We start from the raw sequence: 18822 nt of genomic DNA, 5'->3' as shown, positions 1-18822 counted from the left end.
CGGTGCGCCCCATGCGCGTGCTGGCCCGGCGGTGGTGGCTACCGCAGCGGGGGCCGGGTCGGAAACACTGAGTCGGTGAGCAGTACGACACCCCGGTACGCCGCCCTGGCCGGTCTCACCGCCGCCGCCGCGACCATCGGCACCGCCGAGCTGGTGGCGGCGTTGACCGGGCCCCGGTCATCGCCACTCGTCGCGGTCGGCGGGCTGGTCGTGGACACCGTTCCCGAACCGGTCAAGCGGTTCGGCATCGCGGTCTTCGGCACGTCCGACAAGATCGCTCTGTTGGTCGGCACGGCGCTGTTGCTCGGCGGCTTTGCCGCCCTGCTGGGGATACTCGCCGCCCGCCGGCTGCTGGTCGGCCTGGCCGGCGTCGCGGCCTTCGCCACCCTCGGCGCGGCGGCGGCGCTGACCCGGGCCGGTGCCGACGCGGCCGACGCGCTGCCGTCGCTGATCGGTGCGGCGGTCGGCGGCCTGACGCTCTGGGCGTTCGTCGCCGGTCCGCTCGAACTCGACCCGTGGCCCTGGTCGCCACCCGGCCCGGCGGAGCAGCTGCCCGGCTCACCGGATCCGGGAGCGGGCGGCCCACGGGCGGTGGACGCCGGATCACGGCGGCGGTTCCTCGGCGGGGTCGGCGCGGTGCTCGGGGTGGCCGCCGTCGGCGGTCTCGCCGGGCGGTGGCTGGCCGGGCGCCGCAGTGTCTCCGCCGTCCGGGACGCGATCACGCTGCCCGTGCCGGTCTCCGCCGCGCGCCCGGTGCCGCCCGGGGCCGACCTGGGCACGCTGGGCCTGGCCAGCTACGTCACCTCGAACAAGTCGTTCTATCGCATCGACACCGCGCTGGTGGTGCCACAGGTCGATCCGGACACCTGGCGGCTGCGGATCCACGGCCGGGTCCGCAACCCGATCACGTTGAGCTACGCCGACCTGCTGGCCCGGCCGATGGTCGAGCGGTACGTCACCCTGGCCTGCGTGTCCAACGAGGTGGGCGGTGACCTGATCGGCAACGCGCGCTGGCTCGGCGTACCGATCCGGGAGCTGTTGGCCGAGGCGGAGCCGCAGGACGGGGCCGACCAGGTGGTCGGGCGCTCGGTGGACGGTTGGACCTGCGGTACGCCCACGGCGGTGTTGCGTGACGGGCGGGACGCCCTGCTCGCGGTGGGGATGAACGGCGAGCCGTTGCCGGTGGCGCACGGCTTTCCGGTCCGGATGGTGGTGCCCGGCCTGTACGGGTACGTGTCGGCCTGCAAGTGGGTCACCGAGCTGGAGTTGACGAGTTTCGCCGACTTCGACGCGTACTGGGTGCCCCGGGGCTGGTCCGCTCAGGGGCCGGTGAAGACGCAGTCCCGGATCGACACGCCGCGCCCGCGCAACCGGCCGGTCGCCGGCCCGGTCATGGTGGCTGGGGTCGCCTGGGCGCAGCAGCGTGGCATCAGCCGGGTGGAGGTACGCGTCGACGGCGGCCCCTGGCAGGCGGCGGAGCTGGCCCCGACCGTCTCGGTGGACACCTGGGTGCAGTGGTCGTGGCGGTGGATGGCCAGCCCCGGCGAGCACACCCTCCAGGTGCGGGCGACCGACGGCACCGGTCAGACGCAGACCGGGCAGCGGCAGGATGTCGCCCCCGACGGCGCCACCGGCTGGCACGCCGTCACCGTGACCGTCACCTGAACCTGGCCCGGGGTGCACGGGAAGCGCCCCGCAACGCTCACCTGAGCCCGGCGGGCGCACCGGCGGCACCGGTAACGCTCACTGAGCCCGGCGGGCGCACCGGCGGCACCGGCAATGCTGACCTGAGCCCGGTGCGGGCGTGTCGGTGGGCGTACGACGACGCCGCGCCCCGGAGTCGGGGCGCGGCGTCGGTGAGCCGTCTGGTCAGGCGACGTTGCGCTGGGTGGGAACGGTCGACCGGTGGGCGCTGCCCAGCCGGGCCTCCAGTCGGGCGACGTCGACGCGGTTCTGCCGGCGGTCGGCGAGGTCCTCCCAGCCGACCGCGAGCAGCCGTAGCCGCTCGGACTCGCTGAAGCCGCCCCACACTCCGTACGGTTCGCGGACGGCCAGGGCGTGCGCGGCGCACTCGGCGCGGACCGGGCAGGCGCGGCAGACCGCCTTGGCGCCGGACTCGCGGCGCAGCCGGGAGGAACCGCGTTCGCCGTCGGGGTGGAAGAACTGGGCGCTGTCCCGGCCCCGGCAGGCGCCGAGACGTTGCCAGTCCCAGAGGTCGACGATGGGTCCGGGCAGTCTACGTACGTTCGACATCAGCACCCCTCCTCTCGCGCGGCACCGCGAGATGTTCCTATGGCCGGCTGTCCGGGTGACGGGCCGCGCAGGCGCACCGTTCCCGGCCTGGACCCTCGTTACCCGGGCGGGTCTCGGCTCACACGTCTTTGATCCAAAGATCCCGGCAACCTGCGGCATATGCCCCAACTGTCGGAAAAGTAGGGAGGATTGCCCGGAACCTCCTCCCGAGCCTGCCTGCTCGTGGTCTGCTCATCTTCGGAGAGGAGATCACTGTGCGTACGGTTCTCGTGTGCGTTCGGACGCCGCTCGCGGCGCAGCACCTGACCTCCGCGGCGGCGCGGCTGGGATTGTCCGGTGCCGTGCGGACGGCCGTCTCCGATCCCGAGGTGATGCTGCGGCTGGCCGAGCGTCCCGCCGACGTGGTGCTCGCCGACACCGCGCTCACCCGGCCGGACAGCGCCGGCTTCGTCCGCCGGGTGCTGGCCCGCGCGCCGCAGGCCGCCGTGCTGCTGCTCGGCACCGAGGAATCGGAGGCGGCGGCGGCCACCATCAGCGCCGGGGCCCGAGGGCTGATCCAGGGCGCGGATCACGATCTCACCAGCGCGGTCGCCAAGGCGCTGCTGCTGCTGGCCGCACCCGGCCGGGCCAACCGGCACCGGATCGCGGACCCGGCCCGGGACGCCGCCGCGGTGGGCAGCCCGAGCCGGCCGACGCCGGGTGGCCGGCCGACCGGTGACGGCGCGTCGACCTGGCCGGCCGGCGACACCCCGGGCGGACCGGCGATGGTGCCGGCGCAGCGTGGCGACGATCCGGCCGAGCCGGACGCCGAGGCCGGGACCGGCTCGGACCGACCGGCCGGCGCTCGGCCCGACCGGTCCGCGATCGGCCTCACCGAACGGGAGTTGCAGGTGCTGCTCGGAATGGCCGAGGGGAAGAGCAACGCCGAGATCGGCCGCGAGTTGTTCGTCTCCGAGGACACCGTGAAGACCCATGCCCGGCGGTTGTTCCGCAAGCTCGGTGCCCGGGACCGGGCGCACGCCGTGGCCGCCGGCTTCCGCGCCGGCCTGGTCGCCTGAGCCCGGTCGCCTGGGCCGGGTCGCCAGGGCCGGGTCGGCTGGTCGGGTCGGCTGGGCCGGGTCGGCTGGGTCGGGTCGCCTGGGTCGGGTCGGCTGGCCGGGTCGCCTGGGCGGGGGAGGGCTCCGGCCGCCTGGGCGTGGCTCAGTCCCGCGAGCCGGGCTCGTCCCCGGTGCCCTCGCTGAGGGTGTCGTGCACGCCGTCGGCGTAGCCCCGGGCGTAGTCCCAGGTGACGTAGTGGTCGGGATCGGGGTCGTAGGCGGGCTCGTGTACCCGGGGCTGCCCGGAACTCAGCAGATGACGCAGGTTGCCCCGGAGCAGGTCCCAGTCGAAGTAGTGCGGCTCCCGACAGTCCTCACACTCGATCACGAGCCCCCGTACGCCGATCGGCGCGAGCAGCGCTTGGTAGATCTCCAGATCGGCGAGATCCTCAAGCACGTCCCGACGTTCGCCGTCGGTCAGCGGGTCGAGCGGATCGTCGCGACCAGGCTCGTCCAGCCCGGCCGTCGGGTCGGTCGGGTCGCCGGTGAACGGGTCGATGGGCTCGTCGTGCACCCCCTCACCGTAGACCCAAGCATCCGCCGACGCCTGCCCCCGTCAGGTAACGGGCACCGGCGACGGGCGGGCCGCCGCACGCGGGAGCCGACCAGGGCACTGGGTACGATGGGGGCGACGCACCTCGCCCGGCCTTCGCCGGTGCCCACCAGTGCCACTCACTGAAGCCCGTTCGAGCAGCTCAGGAGCGCAATCGTGGAGAATTCGCCCCGCACCGACCTTTCCGCCGGCACCGAGGCCGGCGAGCTGGGCGGCCATCTGCCTGAGCTGCCCGCCGGGTCGGCCCGGGTGGTGCCGCTGGGGCTGACCTTCGACGACGTGCTTCTTCAGCCGGGCGAGTCGGACGTGGTGCCCAGCCGGGTCAACACCCTCACCCGGCTGACCCGCAACGTCACCCTCTCCATTCCGCTGCTCTCCAGCGCGATGGACACCGTGACCGAGGCGCGGATGGCGATCGCGATGGCCCGCCAGGGCGGCATCGGCGTGCTGCACCGCAACCTCTCGGTGGAGGATCAGGCGCTCCAGGTCGACCTGGTGAAGCGCTCCGAGTCCGGCATGATCACCAACCCGGTCACCGCCAGCCCGGACGACACCCTGCGCGAGGTCGACCAGCTCTGCGGGCGGTACCGCATCTCCGGCGTGCCGGTGGTGGACCCGCAGGGGCAGCTCGTGGGCATCGTCACCAACCGGGACATGCGCTTCGTCTCCGACCCGGCCACCCCGGTCCGCGAGATCATGACCCGGGCGCCGCTGATCACCGCGTCGGTCGGGGTGAGCAAGGACGAGGCGCTGGCCCTGCTGCGCCAGCACAAGGTCGAGAAGCTGCCGATCGTCGACGGTTCCGGCAAGCTCCGTGGGCTGATCACCGTCAAGGACTTCACCAAGAGCGAGCAGTACCCGAACGCCACCAAGGACGACGCGGGCCGGCTGCGGGTGGCGTCGGCGATCGGCGTCGGCGAGGACGCCTACAAGCGGGCCCGGACGCTTGTCGACGCGGGCGTCGACGTGCTCATCGTGGACACCGCGCACGGGCACCAGCGGGCCGTGCTGGAGATGGTCGCCCGGCTGAAGAAGGACGTGGCCATCGACATCGTCGGCGGCAACGTGGCCACCTACGCCGGGGCGAAGGCACTTGTCGACGCCGGTGCCGACGGGGTGAAGGTCGGCGTCGGCCCGGGTGCCATCTGCACCACCCGGATCGTGGCCGGTGTCGGGGTGCCGCAGATCACCGCGATCATGGAGGCCGCCCGGGCGGCCCGGCCGTCCGGCGTACCGGTGATCGGTGACGGCGGCATCCAGTATTCGGGCGACATCGCCAAGGCGCTTGTCGCCGGGGCCGACACGGTGATGCTCGGCAGCCTGCTGGCCGGCTGCGAGGAGAGCCCCGGCGAGCTGATCTTTGTAAACGGCAAGCAGTTCAAGGCGTACCGGGGGATGGGCTCGCTCGGTGCGATGCAGTCCCGTGGACAGGCCAAGTCGTACTCCAAGGACCGCTACTTCCAGCAGGACGTGGCCAGTGACGAGAAGCTGGTCCCGGAGGGGGTCGAGGGCCAGGTGCCGTACCGGGGGCCGCTGTCCCGGGTCGCCCACCAGCTGATCGGTGGCCTGCGCTCGGCGATGGGGTACGCGGGCGCGGAGAGCATCGCCGAGCTGCACCAACGCGGCCAGCTGATCCGGATCACTGCGGCCGGGCTCAAGGAGAGCCACCCGCACGACATCCAGATGACCGTCGAGGCACCGAACTACCACACCCGCTGACACCCCCCATCACCCCCGAACCCAACAGGAGTGCCCCATGCGTGACGTGGTCGAGATCGGGCTGGGCAAGACCGCGCAGCGCGGCTACCACCTGGACGACATCGCCATCGTGCCGAGCCGCCGCACCCGGGACGTGGACGACGTCTCCACCGGCTGGCAGCTCGACGCGTACCAGTTCGGCATTCCCTGCGTGGGGCACCCCTCGGACGCGACGATGAGCCCGGCCTCGGCGGTGCGGCTCGGGCAGCTCGGCGGGCTCGGCGTACTCAATGTCGAAGGGCTGTGGACCCGCTACGAGAACCCGACAAAGGTGCTGGAGGAGCTGGCCGCGCTGGACGAGGACGCCCGCGCCACCAAGCGGCTCCAGGAGGTCTACGCCGAGCCGATCCGGCCGGATCTGATCACCGAGCGGGTGCGCGAGCTGCGCGAGGGTGGCGGCACGGTGGCGGTACGGGTCTCTCCGCAGCACACCCTGGCGCTGGCCCCGGTGATCCTTGACGCGGGCGTGGACATCCTGGTCATCCAGGGCACCATCGTCTCGGCCGAGCACGTCTCGACCACCGACGAGCCGCTCAACCTCAAGGAGTTCATCGCCGACCTCGACCTCCCGGTCATCGTCGGCGGTTGCACCGACTACAAGACCGCGCTGCACCTGATGCGGACCGGCGCGGCCGGTGTGATCATCGGCATCGGTGGCGACGAGTGGTCCACCACCGAGTCGGTGCTCGGCATCCGGGTGCCGATGGCCACCGCGATCGCCGACGCCGCCGCGGCCCGACGCGACTACCTGGACGAGACCGGCGGGCGGTATGTGCACCTGATCGCCGACGGGGACATCCGTACCTCCGGTGACATCGCCAAGGCGCTCGGCTGTGGCGCGGACGCGGTGATGCTCGGCGAGCCGCTGTCGCTCTGCGCGGAGGCGCCGGCCGGCGGTGCCTGGTGGCACTCGGCCGCCAGCCACCCGTCACTGCCCCGGGGCGCCTTCGAGACCGCCGGCGAGCCCCTCGGCTCGATGGAACGCCTGCTCTTCGGCCCCGCCGACGAGCCCGACGGCCAGCTCAACCTCTTCGGCGGCCTGCGTCGCGCGATGGCCAAGTGCGGCTACCGCGACCTCAAGGAGTTCCAAAAGGTCAGCCTCATCCTAGACCGCTGACCCCCTCCCCCCACCCACCCCATTTCTCCCGTTGATCATGAGGTTGGCGGCAGTGGTTGATCTCTACACTGCCGCTAACCTCATGATCAACGCTTACGTGGCGGTAGGCTCGGGCGGTGAGCAGGGGGTTCGGGCAGCGGTGGGGGGCCGGCGCGGTCGCGGTGGTGGCCGCCGTCGCACTTGTCAGTTGCACCGGGGACGGGCGGTCGGACGGCGAGTTCCGGCCCGGCAGCGCGGACCTCGCCGACCCGTACGTACCGGGCAGCGGCAACGGCGGGTACGACGTCGACCACTACCGGCTGGCGGTGCGCTACGACCCGGCCGACGACCGGCTCACCGGCCGGGCCGAGGTCACCGCGACCGCGACCCACGGACTGTCCCGGTTCAACCTGGACCTGACCGGGCTGGACGTCGGCACGGTCGCGGTGAACGGTGCCCCGGCGCAGTTCCGGCACGACGACGGCGAACTGGTCGTCACTCCCGACCAGGGGCTCGCCACCGGCAGCCGGTTCACCGTCGAGGTGGCGTACGCGGGTGTGCCCGAGGCGGTCGCCGACGGCGTACTGGGCGACGGCGGCTTCCAGCACACCGAGGACGGTGCGATCGCGCTCGGCCAACCGCACTCGGCGGCGACCTGGTTCCCGGTCAACGACCACCCCTCCGACAAGGCCACCTACGACATCGAGGTGACCGTCCCCGACGGCCTCGCCGCGCTGAGCAACGGGGTGCCCGGCGAGCGGACCAGCGCCGACGGCTGGACCACCTGGCGCTGGGCGGAGCGGTCGCCGATGGCGAGCTACCTGAGCACGCTTGTGATCGGCGACTACCGGGTGGCCACCGGCAGCCACGACGGCAAGCCGCTGGTCACCGCCGTGCCCGCCGGGTTGTCCGCCACCGGCCCGGAGGCGAGGTCACTTGCCCGTACCGGCGAGATCGCCGACTTCCTGGCCGACCGCTTCGGGCCGTACCCGTTCGAGGCGTACGGCGGGGTGGTGGTCGCCGACGAGCGGATCGGGTACGCGCTGGAGACCCAGTCCCGGCCGGTCTACGGGCCGGGCTTCTTCCGCCGGGGCGAACCGAACTACGCCGTGGTCGTGCACGAGTTGGCGCACCAGTGGTTCGGCAACAGCGTGGCGTTGGCCGGCTGGCGTGACATCTGGCTCAACGAGGGCTTCGCCAGCTACGCCGAGTGGCTGTGGGAGGAGCACGACGGCGGAGCCACCGCCCAGCGCACCTTCGAGCGCCAGTACGCGGCGACGGACTGGTCCCGGCGTACCCTCGACCCGGGCGCGGGACAGATGTTCAGCAGCGCCGTCTACAAACGCGGGGCGCTTGCCGTGCACGCGCTGCGGCGTACCGTCGGTGACGACGCCTTCTTCGAGATCCTGCGCACCTGGACCACCGAGCGCCGCAACGGCACCGCGACCACCGAGGACTTCGTCGCCCTGGCCGAACGGGTGTCGGGACGCGCGCTGGGCCCGTTCTTCGACGCCTGGCTCACCGGCACCACCCCACCGGCCCTGCCCTGAGCACCGCCCTGCCCTGAGCGCCGACCCTGCCCTGAGCGCCGGCCTGGCTCGGCTAGTCCGGCACCCGCAGCTTCGGATGCTCGGCGAGGTAGGCGTCGGCGCGTCCGGCGCGTAGTTCGGTGAGGAAGCGGACGCCGACCCGGGTCAGTTCCTCGCCCCGGTAGGCGTTGCCCCGACCGACCGCCGCACCCGGCAGGACGACAAGCGTGAGGGCGTCCGGGGAGAGCCCACCGAGGGCGTACGCGAAGTCGACCATCCGCCGTCCGCCGACGTAGACCAGCATGTCGCCGAGCGCGTCGGTCACCTGCTCGACCCGCTCCGGCTGGCGGGCCAGGTCCGCGTCGAGGATCTTCCGAACCAGCGCCCGGATCAGTTGCTGCTGGTGGCGTTGTCGGGTGTAGTCGCCGCCGGGTAGGTAACGCTGGCGGGCATAGTCAAGCGCCTGCCAGCCGTTGAGGTGTCGATCACCGGGCTCGTAGACCATCTGCGGCCCGACGTAGCCGCCGATCCCGGGCCCCGGTTCCCGGTGCTTGCCGTCCGGGCGGCGGTGCCGCGAGACCACCCGCTGGTCGACGTGGATGTCGACGCCGCCGAGGCTGTCCACAAGCTTGTCGAAGCCGCCGAAGGTGAGCACCGCCCCGGCGTCGATACGCAGCCCGGTGTAGTCGCTCACGGTGCGCCGCAGCAGCTCGTACCCCTGGGCGGTATCGGGCTTCTTGGCCCTGCCCGGCACCCGGCTGCCGTAGCTCATCGCGTTTGTGAGTTTGGTCCGTCCACCCCGGTAGTCGGCCGCCTGGTAGGCCGGGACGTCCACCACCAGGTCCCGGGGGAGCGAGAAGAGGTACGCCCGGGACAACCCGGCCGGCACGTGCAGGACCAGTACGGCGTCGGCGTGCGGCTCCCAACCGGGCACGCTGACCCGGGTGTCGACGCCGACCAGCAGCAGATTGAGCGGGCCGGTGAGGTCGGCGCCGGGTGGCGGGGTGCTCGGGCTGGGGCTGGGCTGTTCACTCGGTGTCGGGTCCGGTCCGGCCTGCCCGGCGGCCGGCGTCGCCCGGTCGGCGGTCACCGTGCGCGCCACCACCAGCGCGCCACCGGCCAGCAGGAGTACCGTGGCCAGCCCCGCCAGCAGCAGGGTCAACCGTCGTCGGTCCGCTCCGAACGCCATTGGCGTCTCCTTCATCCGATACCCGTCCAACGCGGTGGGGCGGGTCCGAGGTTGCGGCGTCGGGCGACGCCGGTGGGGCACCCGGTGGAGTGTGGGCGGACCAGATGCATGATCACGCGAAAACTGCTCCTGGCGCGAGGGCTACCCGCGAGTAATGATTTCGGTATGCGGTACGACGTGCTCGTCATCGGATCGGGCTTCGGCGGCAGCGTCGCCGCGCTCCGGGCGGCCGAGAAGGGCTACTCGGTAGGTGTGCTGGAGGCCGGTCGGCGGTTCGCCGACGACGAGTTCCCGCAGACGTCGTGGCGACTGCGCCGCTTCCTGTGGGCCCCGCGACTTGGCTGTTTCGGCCTGCAACGGATCACCCTGTTACGAGCCGCCGACCGGCGGGCCGGTGGCGGGGTGCTGGTGCTCTCCGGTGCGGGAGTCGGCGGCGGTTCCCTGGTGTACGCCAACACGCTCTACGAGCCACTTGACGCCTTCTACACCGACCCGCAGTGGCGGGACATCACCGACTGGCGAGCCGAACTGGCACCGCACTACGACCAGGCGAAGCGGATGCTCGGGGTGACCACATATCCGAAGGTCACCGGGGCGGACCGGGCGATGCGGCGGGTGGCCGAGCGGATGGGGGTGGGGCACACCTTCCACGCCACCCCGGTCGGCGTGCACATCGGGCGTCCGGGCGAGCGGGTGGCCGACCCGTACTTCGGTGGCGCCGGTCCGGACCGGGTCGGCTGCACCCACTGCGGCGCTTGCATGACCGGCTGCCGGTACGGCGCGAAGAACACGCTTGTGAAAAACTACCTCTGGCTGGCCGAGCGGCTCGGTGCCCGGGTGCATCCGCTGACCACGGTGACCGCGGTCCGGCCGGTCGACGGCGGGTACGCGGTGCACACCCGGCGTACCGGTGCCTGGCTCCGGCGGCGACCAGAGGTGATCCACGCCGACCAGGTGATCTTCGCTGCCGGCGCGCTCGGCACCCAGCGGTTGCTGCACGAGATGCGGGCCGGCGGCGACCTGCCCGGGCTTTCGCCCCGGCTCGGCGAGCTGACCCGGACCAACTCGGAGGCGATCCTCGGTGCCACCATGCCGCACCGGCAGGCCCGGGCGCGGGGGGTGGACTTCACCGAAGGGGTGGCGATCACCAGTTCGTTCCACCCCGACGGGCAGACCCACATCGAGCCGGTCCGCTACGGGCGGGGCTCCAACGCGATGGGGCTGCTCCAGTCGCTGCTGGTGGACGGCGGGCCGCACCGGGTCCGCCGCTGGTTCGGGCAGCTGTTGCGGCAGCCGGTGCTGGCCGCCCGGATGCTCTCGGTACGCGGCTGGTCGCAGCGTACGGTGATCGCGCTGGTGATGCAGTCGGCCGACAACTCGCTCACCACCCGGCTGCGGCGCGGCCCGTTCGGCCGCCGGCTGGTCTCCGGCCCGGGGCACGGCACCCCCAACCCGACCTGGCTCCCGGCCGGCAACCGGGCGGTCCGGCTGCTCGCCGAGGAGATCGACGGTACGCCGGGCGGCGCGCTCACCGAGCCGTTCGACATCCCGATGACCGCGCACATCCTCGGCGGCGCGGTGATCGGCGCGACTCCCGCCGACGGCGTGATCGACCCGTACCACCGGGTTTACGGTCACCCCGGCCTGCACGTGGTCGACGGCGCCGCCATCTCCGCAAACCTCGGCGTCAACCCCTCGCTCACCATCACCGCCCAAGCCGAACGCGCCATGTCGATGTGGCCCAACAAGAACCACGAGGACCCCCGCCCCCCGCTAGGCACCCCCTACCGCCGCCTGCGTGCGGTCCCCCCACAAACCCCCGCCGTCCCCGCCCACGCCCCCGCCGCCCTCCACCCCCACCCCTGACCCCCGCGATCATGCACTTGTTGTCGGGGCATAAGGTGCGTAAAAGGCATAACGGCGACGGAAAGTGCATGATCGGCGAGGTTGTCGGGTGGGTGGGGCCGGGCCAGGGCGGGCCTTGACTGTCGGTAGGCTTTCTGCACATGAGCCTGCCGCGTCCTGTCCTCGTGGTCGACTTCGGTGCCCAGTACGCCCAGCTGATCGCCCGCCGGGTACGCGAGGCGAAGGTCTACTCCGAGATCGTCCCGCACACCATGCCCGTGGCCGAGATGCTTGCCAAGAACCCGGCCGCGATCATCCTGTCCGGCGGCCCGGCCAGCGTCTACGAGCCGAACGCGCCGCAGGTCGACGACGGGCTGTTCCGCACGGGCGTACCGGTCTTCGGCATCTGCTACGGGTTCCAGGCGATGGCCCGCTCGCTTGGCGGCACGGTGGCGCGCACCGGCAACCGCGAGTACGGCGGCACCCCGCTGCGGCCCCGCCTGCTCGAACCGGGCGTGCTCCTCCGCGACCTGCCGGCCGACCTGCCGGTCTGGATGAGCCACGGCGACTGCGTGACCGAGGCGCCGGACGGCTTCACGGTGACCGCCGAGTCGGCCGGTGCGCCGGTCGCCGCCTTCGAGGACCTGGCCGGCCGCCGGGCCGGCGTGCAGTTCCACCCCGAGGTGGGACACACCGCGTACGGGCAGGAGATGCTGACCCGCTTCCTGTACGAGATCGCCGAGATCGAGCCGACCTGGACGCCCGAGAACATCATCGACGAGCAGGTGGCCCGGATCCGCGCGCAGGTCGGCGACAAGGAGGTCATCTGCGGCCTCAGTGGCGGGGTGGACTCCGCGGTCGCCGCCGCGCTTGTGCACAAGGCCGTCGGCGACCAACTGACCTGCGTCTTCGTCGACCACGGCCTGCTGCGCGCGGGCGAGGCCGAGCAGGTGGAGAAGGACTACGTCGCGGCCACCGGCATCAAGCTGAAGGTGGTCGACGCGGCCGACCGCTTCCTCGGCGCGCTGGCCGGGGTGACCGACCCGGAGCAGAAGCGCAAGATCATTGGCCGGGAGTTCATCCGGGTCTTCGAGGCCGCCGCCCGGGAGATCGCCGCACACGGCGACGTCGAGTTCCTGGTGCAGGGCACCCTCTACCCGGACGTGGTCGAGTCCGGCGGCGGCACCGGCACCGCAAACATCAAGAGTCACCACAACGTCGGCGGGCTGCCCGAGGATCTGAAATTCGCCCTGGTCGAGCCGCTGCGCACGCTCTTCAAGGACGAGGTCCGTACGCTCGGACTCCAGCTCGGCCTGCCCGAGGCGATGGTCTGGCGGCACCCGTTCCCGGGCCCCGGCCTGGCCATCCGGATCATCGGCGCGGTCGACCGGGAGCGCCTCGACGTGCTCCGCCGGGCCGATTACATCGCCCGCCAGGAGCTGACCGCCGCTGGCCTGGACCGGGACGTGTGGCAGTTCCCGGTGGTGCTGCTGGCCGACGTACGCAGCGTCGGCGTGCAGGGCGACGGGCGCAGCTACGGGCATCCCGTGGTGCTGCGCCCGGTCTCCAGCGAGGACGCGATGACCGCCGACTGGTCCCGGCTGCCCTACGACGTGATCGCCCGGATCTCCACCCGGATCACCAACGAGGTGGCTGAGGTGAACCGGGTGGTCCTGGACGTCACCAGCAAGCCGCCGGGCACCATCGAGTGGGAGTGACGCCGGCTCACGCCTCCGGTCCGGCCGGCGGCGCAGGCGTCGGCCGCGCCACCGGTGCCGGCTGTGCTGCGGCGTCGCCCTGTGCTGCGGCGTCGCCCTGTGCTGCGGCGTCGCCCTGTGCTGCGGCGTCGCCCTGAGGTGCGTGGCCGGGCTGCGGCGGGGTGCCGGCTGGCCCCTGAAACGGCCAGGCGGGGTGCGGCGCAGCACCGGCCGGCGCGTGCGGTGCCGGGTGCGGCGGGGTGCCGGCGGGTCCGTAGGGTGCCGGGTGCGGCGGGGTGCCGGCGGGTCCGTAGGGTGCCGGGTGCGGCCAGGCGGGCGCGCCGGCCGGCTCCTCGGGCATCAGGAACCACATGATCGGGTACGTGAGTGCGGCGATCCCTCCGGTCAACACCGTGGCGACGGCGAAGACGACCCGGACCAGGTTGGGGTCGACACCGAAGTAGCGGCCGAGGCCGCTGGCCACCCCGGCCACCATCCGGTCGGTGGTCGGGCGGCGGAGTTGCTTGTACGGGGCCTGCGAGGTGGAAGTCATGCCTCAACGGTCCGCGTCACGACGCGTATCGACCTCGGTGACAGCCCGGATCCATACCCTGAACTCGACCTCAGGGGGAGTGATCAGTCAGGAATCCGACTCTTTTCCGCTTCGGTAACCGGTCACGAGGAGAATTTGGCTCCGTGACCACCATGCTGGAGCCGCTGCGCAGGATCGCGGCATACGCAGTCTGTACTGATTCGGTAGACCGAGTGTTGCTGGTCCGCGCATCGGAGCGCTCCGGCACACCCGGTACGTGGTCCCTGCCCGGCGGGGCGGTCGACCACGGCGAGGATCCGCAGCACACAGTCGTCCGGGAGACCGCCATCGAGACCGGTCTGTCAGTGGCCGTCGGTGACCTGCACGACGTGCTGGCGGACATGCGGGCCCTGCCCGAGCGGGGCATCACCATCCACACCGACCGCCTGGTCTACCGGGTTTCGGTGCGCGGTGGTTCGCTTACCGACCGGGTCGACCGCCCGACCGACCTGGCCCGCTGGTTCACCCTGGACGAGGCTCGGCAGCTGCCGCTGCGCTCGTTCACCGCACGGGCCCTCGGGCTGCCCACCTCCTCGGCGGACATCGTGCCCGACGAGCCGCCGGAGTTTCCTTCCTTCTACGCGGTCCCCGGTCCCGACGGGCTGCACCGGGCGCAGCGCTTCGCCGCGTACGCCGTGGTCACCGACCCGGACGGGCGGGTGCTGCTGACCCGGGTCTCCGACGGCTACCCGGGCGCGGGCTGCTGGCACCTGCCGGGTGGCGGCACCGACTACGGCGAGCAGCCGGGTGCGGCACTGATCCGGGAACTGGTGGAGGAGACCGGGCAGACCGGGCGCCTCGTCGAGCTGCTCGGAGTCGTCAGCCACCGGGACGCGGCTTCGCTCGGCCCGGAGGGCTACCCGATCGACTGGCACGGCGTACGCGCCTTCTACCGGGTGGTGGTGGACCAGCCGGCTCCGCCGACCGTCGGTGAGGTCGGCGGCTCCACCTGTGAGGCCCGCTGGTTCGCCCGCGAGGAACTCGGTGCCCTGCCCACCGACCGCCTCACCGAGGTGACCGCCGAAGCCGTCCAGGCTGCCCGCCTCACCTGACCCGCACGCTCCTCGTCCGCCTCACCTGGGCCGTACCCTTCCCGCGCGCCTCACCTGACCCGCAGCACGCACGCTTCCTCACCCGCCACTCCGCGCCCGACTCCCCGTTGATCATGAAGTTATTGTCATGGCACGCCGGGGCGGGGGGCGATAACTTCATGATCGACGGCCGTCGACGGTAGGTCGGCGGCCGTCGGCGGGTGGGAGGGGCGAGCGTGGAGCAGATGCGGCGAGTCGGGGCGTACGGGGTGGTGTGGGACGCCGAGCGGGCGCGGGTGCTGCTGGTGCGGGGGTCCCGGGCGGCCGACTTTCCCGGCGTCTGGTCGTTGCCCGGCGGCGGCCTGGAACACGCCGAGCATCCCGCGCAGGCGGTGGTCCGCGAGGTCGCCGAGGAGACCGGGCTCTCGGTCGAGGTGACCGGGCTGCGGGCCGTGGTCGCGGACGTGGTGCCGTACCCGGACCAGGGCGTGGCCCTGCACACCGACCGGATGATCTTCGATTTGGCGGTTGCCGGCGGCACGCTGCGGGCCGAGGCGGAGGGCAGCACCGATCTGGCCCGCTGGGTGAGCCTGGCGGAGGCGGCCGGGCTGCCGTTGCTGGCCTTCACCGCCGAGGCCCTCGGCCTTCCGGTGGTCCCGCTGCCATCGGGTGCGCTGCGCCGTCGGGAGCCGTTCCCCGCACCCGAAGCCCGGCGTCGGCGGCGCTTCGGCGCGTACGGTCTGGTCACCGATCCCACCGACCGGGTGCTGCTGTGCCTGATCGCGGAGGGCTATCCGGGTGCCGGCCGGTGGCACCTGCCGGGCGGCGGAACGGACCACGGCGAACAGCCCGTCACCGGGTTGCTACGGGAACTGGTCGAGGAGTCGGGTCAGCTGGGCCGGGTGATCGAGCTGATCGGAGTGGACAATCTCCACAATCCGGCAGCACTCGGCCCCGAAGGGTACCCCATTGACTGGCATGGCATCCGGGTCGTCTACCGGGTCGCGGTCGACGTACCGACCGAGCCGGCGGTGACCGAGCTGGCCGGCGGCTCGACCGCCCGCGCCGGTTGGTTCACCCGTCCCGAGCTGCAAGAACTGCCGCTCACGGAGATCGCTGCCGAGATGCTGCGGGTGCCCGGGTGAGCCGGGTCGCGTAGCTGCCGGCCGCTGCTCACCGGGCCGGTGGTGACCACCTCCGGTACAGTCAGGTAAGGGCCGATGGGGAAAACGGGCGATCGCGCCCGGGATGGGAATAAACGCGGCGGTTCGCACGGTTACGGGAGATATAAGTACCGCCGGCAGCTATCGCCAATCCCCACCCCCCTGTGCGATGGTGTACTCCGCAAAATGGCTGCCGGGCCCGAAAGGTCCGGCACGAGACAGCCGGACACCCGCCCCACGCGGCGGCCACCCGATCCGGTGATGGAGGAAACGTGCCGAGAGCCCCATGGCGCCGGCGTCGTACGACTGACAGCCCGCGTCCCGCAGGGCGAAGCTGGACGGGCCCGCTGCGTCGCAGCGGCACCCTCGCTCGTCAGGTCCTGCTGGTCCGCGTCGGCCGCCGAGGTGCGGAACTGCACGGCGGAACCGACATGTTGCCCGAGCCCCGCTACGCGGACCGCCCGCGTCGCCGGTACGGCCTTCAGCGGTTCGACCGCGCCAGGATCGAGACAATCGCGCCGATCAGTCCCGCAGTCGCGCCGCTGCCGCCGGTGACCCACACCAGCGTGCCGAGCCCCGCGCCGGACGAGCCGGCCGCGACAAACGTCCCGCTGCTGCCCGGTGCCCGGACACCGGCCCGGCGGATGAAGTTCGCGCTCGTAAACGCCTGCACCCTGGCCAGCCTGCTACTCGGCATCAACGCGATCTTCGTGGCCATGCACGGCAACGTCCGGCTCGCCGCCTTCCTCCTCATCGCCTGCGTGGCCTTCGACGGTCTGGACGGCGCGCTGGCCCGCAAGCTCGGGGTGTCCAGCCCGTTCGGCGCCCAGATGGACTCGCTTGCCGACATGTGCTCCTTCGGCCTGGCCGCGCCCGTGGTGGTCTACGCCTCGCTCGCCGGGGAGGTGCCGACGGCTGCCGCCGCGGTGGCCGCGGCGCTCGTGGCGGCCTGCGCCGCGATCCGGCTCGCCCGGTTCAACGTCTCGCCAAGCGACGGTCGCTTCTTCTCCGGCGTGCCGACCACGATGGCGGCGGCCGTGCTGGCGCTGATGGTGGTCATCGGCCTCCCGGTGCCGGGGGCGGTGCAGATCGCCGGAGTGGCGCTGCTCGCCTTCACCATGGTCAGCAGCTTCCCGTACGCGAAGCTCGCCCGGCTGGTCAAGCTGCCGCCGTGGGTCTGGCTCGCGCCGGTGATCGGCGCGCTTATCGACGTCCGGCTCACCTTCTGCCTGATCGTGGTGGGTTACCTGGTCAGCGGGCCGGTGCTCTGGCTGCGCCAGCGTCGCACCATCTGACCTCCTGGTAAGCACAACGGGGCGCTGCGGTCGACCGCAGCGCCCCGTTGCGTTGTCCCGATCCCCGCTTCGCTGTCCCGGTCAGCGCCAGCGGGCGATGACCGTCGAGCCGCCGATCACCTTGTCACCCGGACCGACAAGCGGCTCCGCCGCGTCGGCCGGCAGGTAGACGTCGGTCCGCGAACCGAACCGGATCAGCCCGAACCGCTCACCCCGAGCCAGCAGCGAGCCGACCGGGGCACGCTGCACGATCCGGCGGGCGATCAGGCCCGTCCGCTGCGCCACCACCACCGTGCCGTGCGTGGTGTCAAGCACCGTGTAGGCGGCCACGTTGTGCTCGGCGTCCGGCTTCATCGCGTTGACGAACCCGCCGTCCGCGACGAAGTAGTCCACCACCTTGCCCGCCACCGGAGCGCGGTTGACGTGCACGTCGAGCACGGACAGGAAGACCGCGACCCGCAGGAACTCGCCGTCGCCGAAGCGCTCGTCGTGCAGGCGTTGGACCGACAGCACCTGACCGTCGGCGGCGGCCACCACGGCCGACGGGTCCTCCGGTACGTCCCGCTCCGGGTCCCGGAAGAAGGCCGCCACCGGTGCGGCGGCCAGCGCGGGGACCAGCCAGAGCTTCGACTTCGGCCGGGCCAGCCGGGTCAGCGCGGCCAGGCCGAGCGCGATGCCGGCGGCGGCCACGCCGTTGGAGTCGATGTGCATGTCGCGGGTGATCGGCACGCTCGACGGGCGGTAGGCCGGCGCGAGCTGCTCCGCCGTGCCGGCCTGCGCCGCAGTGAAGCGGAGCCGGTACACCCGTACCGGCGGGGAGTTGCGCAGCACCAGGTCGGCGCCGACGCCGTGCAGCGCGCCCTGGCGCTCCAACTCGGCGGCGGCACCGGCGGTGCGGGCGACGGCGGTGGCCACACTGAGCACCCCGCCGTCGGTCAGGTACTTGGTGAGCGTCTCGACGGCGGCCCGGGTCTCGTCGGCCGTGCCGACGTACGCCTCGCCGGCGACCACCACGGCGGCCGGTTCGGCCTCGGCGAGGCTCTCCAGCACGCGTACCCGATCGGCGATCCAGCGGCCCTGCGCGGTGACGTGTTCCCGCAGCGCCACGGCGCTAACCCGTTCGGCCGGGACCACGGTGAGGGTGTCGCCGGGCAGCAGCGCCTCGAACGCGGCGGCCAGCACGGCGGACTCCGGGGTCGCGCCGACCAGCAGAGCGGCCTTCGGGGTGTTGATCCGGGCGAGTTCGGAGACGAGGGTACGGGCGGCGCGCTCGCCGAGGCGGGCCGGGCCGGAACGACCGGGGACGCGCACGGCGGGGGACTGGGTCATGTCGAACGGGCTCCTGACGAGGTAGAGGCGACTGACGCGAGATCGCCGCCCGGCGGGGGTCGGCCCCGCCGCGGACGGCCCGCACGAGCCGGCGACCCGCGAGGAACCCGCGGCGTGAGCGGCCGGGGACGGCGGAGGCACAACGGCCAGCATAGGCGGCCGGCGGCCGGTGCCGCATGGTCAGGCCGTCGGCCCCGGCCGACCGCTCCGCCGCCAGCGGTGACCGGCTGCGGCGTGGTCAGAATGCCGACCCGCGCTGACCCGGCGGCGTCTCGTCCTCACTGGCCAGGTCGAGCGTACGCTCGGCAGCCGGCTCGGGCGTGCGGCGCGGCTCGGCGTCGGTCGGCTCCGCCTCGGTGAGGCTCACCGGCTGCGCGCCGGTGGTGTCCCAGGGC

14 protein-coding genes and 1 pseudogene are annotated in these 18822 nt (G+C 72.7%); 10 read left to right on the top strand and 5 right to left on the bottom strand.

All coding sequences use genetic code 11. The annotated features are described in order from the left end of the window. The first annotated feature begins 75 nt into the window (after positions 1-75). Positions 76-1665 (top strand): molybdopterin-dependent oxidoreductase, encoded by a 1590-nt coding sequence (locus QQG74_RS27570; protein ID WP_341717581.1) that lies wholly within the window; start codon positions 76-78, stop codon positions 1663-1665. Positions 1666-1869: 204 nt separating this feature from the next. Here the strand turns inward: QQG74_RS27570 and QQG74_RS27565 are convergent, their stop codons facing one another. Then, the gene (locus QQG74_RS27565; protein ID WP_341717580.1) at positions 1870-2253 is read right to left on the bottom strand and encodes a WhiB family transcriptional regulator; all 384 of its coding nucleotides are present in this window, start codon (positions 2251-2253) and stop codon (positions 1870-1872) included. A 254-nt stretch (positions 2254-2507) separates the two neighbouring features. Between QQG74_RS27565 and QQG74_RS27560 the strand changes: the two genes are divergently transcribed. Then, complete coding sequence (locus QQG74_RS27560; protein ID WP_341717579.1) at positions 2508-3311, top strand: helix-turn-helix transcriptional regulator; 804 nt, start codon at positions 2508-2510, stop codon at positions 3309-3311. Positions 3312-3453: 142 nt separating this feature from the next. Here QQG74_RS27560 and QQG74_RS27555 read toward each other — a convergent pair whose 3' ends face one another. Continuing rightward, positions 3454-3864, bottom strand: a complete 411-nt coding sequence (locus tag QQG74_RS27555) for a DUF5319 domain-containing protein (protein ID WP_341717578.1) — start codon at positions 3862-3864, stop codon at positions 3454-3456. A 195-nt stretch (positions 3865-4059) separates the two neighbouring features. Here QQG74_RS27555 and guaB point away from each other — a divergent pair, with 195 nt between their 5' ends. The 3 genes from guaB (at position 4060) to QQG74_RS27540 (ending at position 8307) form a co-directional block, all read left to right on the top strand. Continuing rightward, complete coding sequence (gene guaB, locus QQG74_RS27550) at positions 4060-5622, top strand: IMP dehydrogenase (RefSeq protein WP_341717577.1); 1563 nt, start codon at positions 4060-4062, stop codon at positions 5620-5622. Between the two features lie 37 nt (positions 5623-5659). Further along, entirely contained in the window at positions 5660-6778 is a 1119-nt protein-coding gene (locus tag QQG74_RS27545) for a GuaB3 family IMP dehydrogenase-related protein (protein ID WP_341717576.1), read from the top strand. A gap of 161 nt (positions 6779-6939) precedes the next feature. Beyond that, positions 6940-8307 carry a M1 family metallopeptidase gene (locus tag QQG74_RS27540; protein ID WP_341721415.1) on the top strand — a complete coding sequence of 456 codons (1368 nt, stop codon included), beginning with the start codon at positions 6940-6942 and terminating at the stop codon, positions 8305-8307. A 52-nt stretch (positions 8308-8359) separates the two neighbouring features. Here the strand turns inward: QQG74_RS27540 and QQG74_RS27535 are convergent, their stop codons facing one another. After that, entirely contained in the window at positions 8360-9475 is a 1116-nt protein-coding gene (locus tag QQG74_RS27535) for an LCP family protein (protein WP_341717575.1), read from the bottom strand. 165 nt (positions 9476-9640) lie between these two features. On the opposite strand from QQG74_RS27535, the gene QQG74_RS27530 reads away from it, so the two are divergent. Together QQG74_RS27530 and guaA are read left to right on the top strand one after the other, a co-directional pair. After that, positions 9641-11341 carry a GMC family oxidoreductase gene (locus QQG74_RS27530; protein ID WP_341721414.1) on the top strand — a complete coding sequence of 567 codons (1701 nt, stop codon included), beginning with the start codon at positions 9641-9643 and terminating at the stop codon, positions 11339-11341. A 140-nt stretch (positions 11342-11481) separates the two neighbouring features. Continuing rightward, positions 11482-13038 carry a glutamine-hydrolyzing GMP synthase gene (guaA, locus tag QQG74_RS27525; protein WP_341717574.1) on the top strand — a complete coding sequence of 519 codons (1557 nt, stop codon included), beginning with the start codon at positions 11482-11484 and terminating at the stop codon, positions 13036-13038. 298 nt (positions 13039-13336) lie between these two features. On the opposite strand, the pseudogene QQG74_RS27520 reads toward guaA, so the two are convergent. After that, positions 13337-13570, bottom strand: a pseudogene (locus tag QQG74_RS27520) (PspC domain-containing protein); the annotation flags it as partial. A 143-nt stretch (positions 13571-13713) separates the two neighbouring features. Here QQG74_RS27520 and QQG74_RS27515 point away from each other — a divergent pair. From QQG74_RS27515 to QQG74_RS27505, 3 genes are all read left to right on the top strand, one after another. After that, positions 13714-14661 carry an NUDIX hydrolase gene (locus QQG74_RS27515; protein WP_341717573.1) on the top strand — a complete coding sequence of 316 codons (948 nt, stop codon included), beginning with the start codon at positions 13714-13716 and terminating at the stop codon, positions 14659-14661. A 215-nt stretch (positions 14662-14876) separates the two neighbouring features. Beyond that, the gene (locus QQG74_RS27510) at positions 14877-15785 is read left to right on the top strand and encodes an NUDIX domain-containing protein (protein WP_341717572.1); all 909 of its coding nucleotides are present in this window, start codon (positions 14877-14879) and stop codon (positions 15783-15785) included. Positions 15786-16150: 365 nt separating this feature from the next. After that, positions 16151-17098 (top strand): phosphatidylcholine/phosphatidylserine synthase, encoded by a 948-nt coding sequence (locus QQG74_RS27505; RefSeq protein WP_341721413.1) that lies wholly within the window; start codon positions 16151-16153, stop codon positions 17096-17098. Between the two features lie 81 nt (positions 17099-17179). On the opposite strand, the gene QQG74_RS27500 is transcribed toward QQG74_RS27505, so the two are convergent. Beyond that, positions 17180-18427 carry a phosphatidylserine decarboxylase gene (locus tag QQG74_RS27500; RefSeq protein ID WP_341717571.1) on the bottom strand — a complete coding sequence of 416 codons (1248 nt, stop codon included), beginning with the start codon at positions 18425-18427 and terminating at the stop codon, positions 17180-17182. Between the last annotated feature and the right edge of the window lie 395 nt (positions 18428-18822).

The organism is Micromonospora sp. FIMYZ51 (assembly GCF_038246755.1).
Taxonomy (GTDB): Bacteria; Actinomycetota; Actinomycetes; order Mycobacteriales; family Micromonosporaceae; genus Micromonospora.
This window is presented reverse-complemented; position numbering and strand designations above follow the sequence as displayed.

What these genes read in the sequence shown, in the direction of transcription:
- QQG74_RS27530 (WP_341721414.1), top strand. Translation starts at nt 9,641, where the DNA reads ATGCGGTACGACGTGCTCGTCATCGGATCGGGCTTCGGCGGCAGCGTC.
- QQG74_RS27500 (WP_341717571.1), bottom strand. Translation starts at nt 18,427, where the DNA reads ATGACCCAGTCCCCCGCCGTGCGCGTCCCCGGTCGTTCCGGCCCGGCC.
- QQG74_RS27535 (WP_341717575.1), bottom strand. Translation starts at nt 9,475, where the DNA reads ATGGCGTTCGGAGCGGACCGACGACGGTTGACCCTGCTGCTGGCGGGG.
- QQG74_RS27565 (WP_341717580.1), bottom strand. Translation starts at nt 2,253, where the DNA reads ATGTCGAACGTACGTAGACTGCCCGGACCCATCGTCGACCTCTGGGAC.
- guaA (WP_341717574.1), top strand. Translation starts at nt 11,482, where the DNA reads ATGAGCCTGCCGCGTCCTGTCCTCGTGGTCGACTTCGGTGCCCAGTAC.
- QQG74_RS27545 (WP_341717576.1), top strand. Translation starts at nt 5,660, where the DNA reads ATGCGTGACGTGGTCGAGATCGGGCTGGGCAAGACCGCGCAGCGCGGC.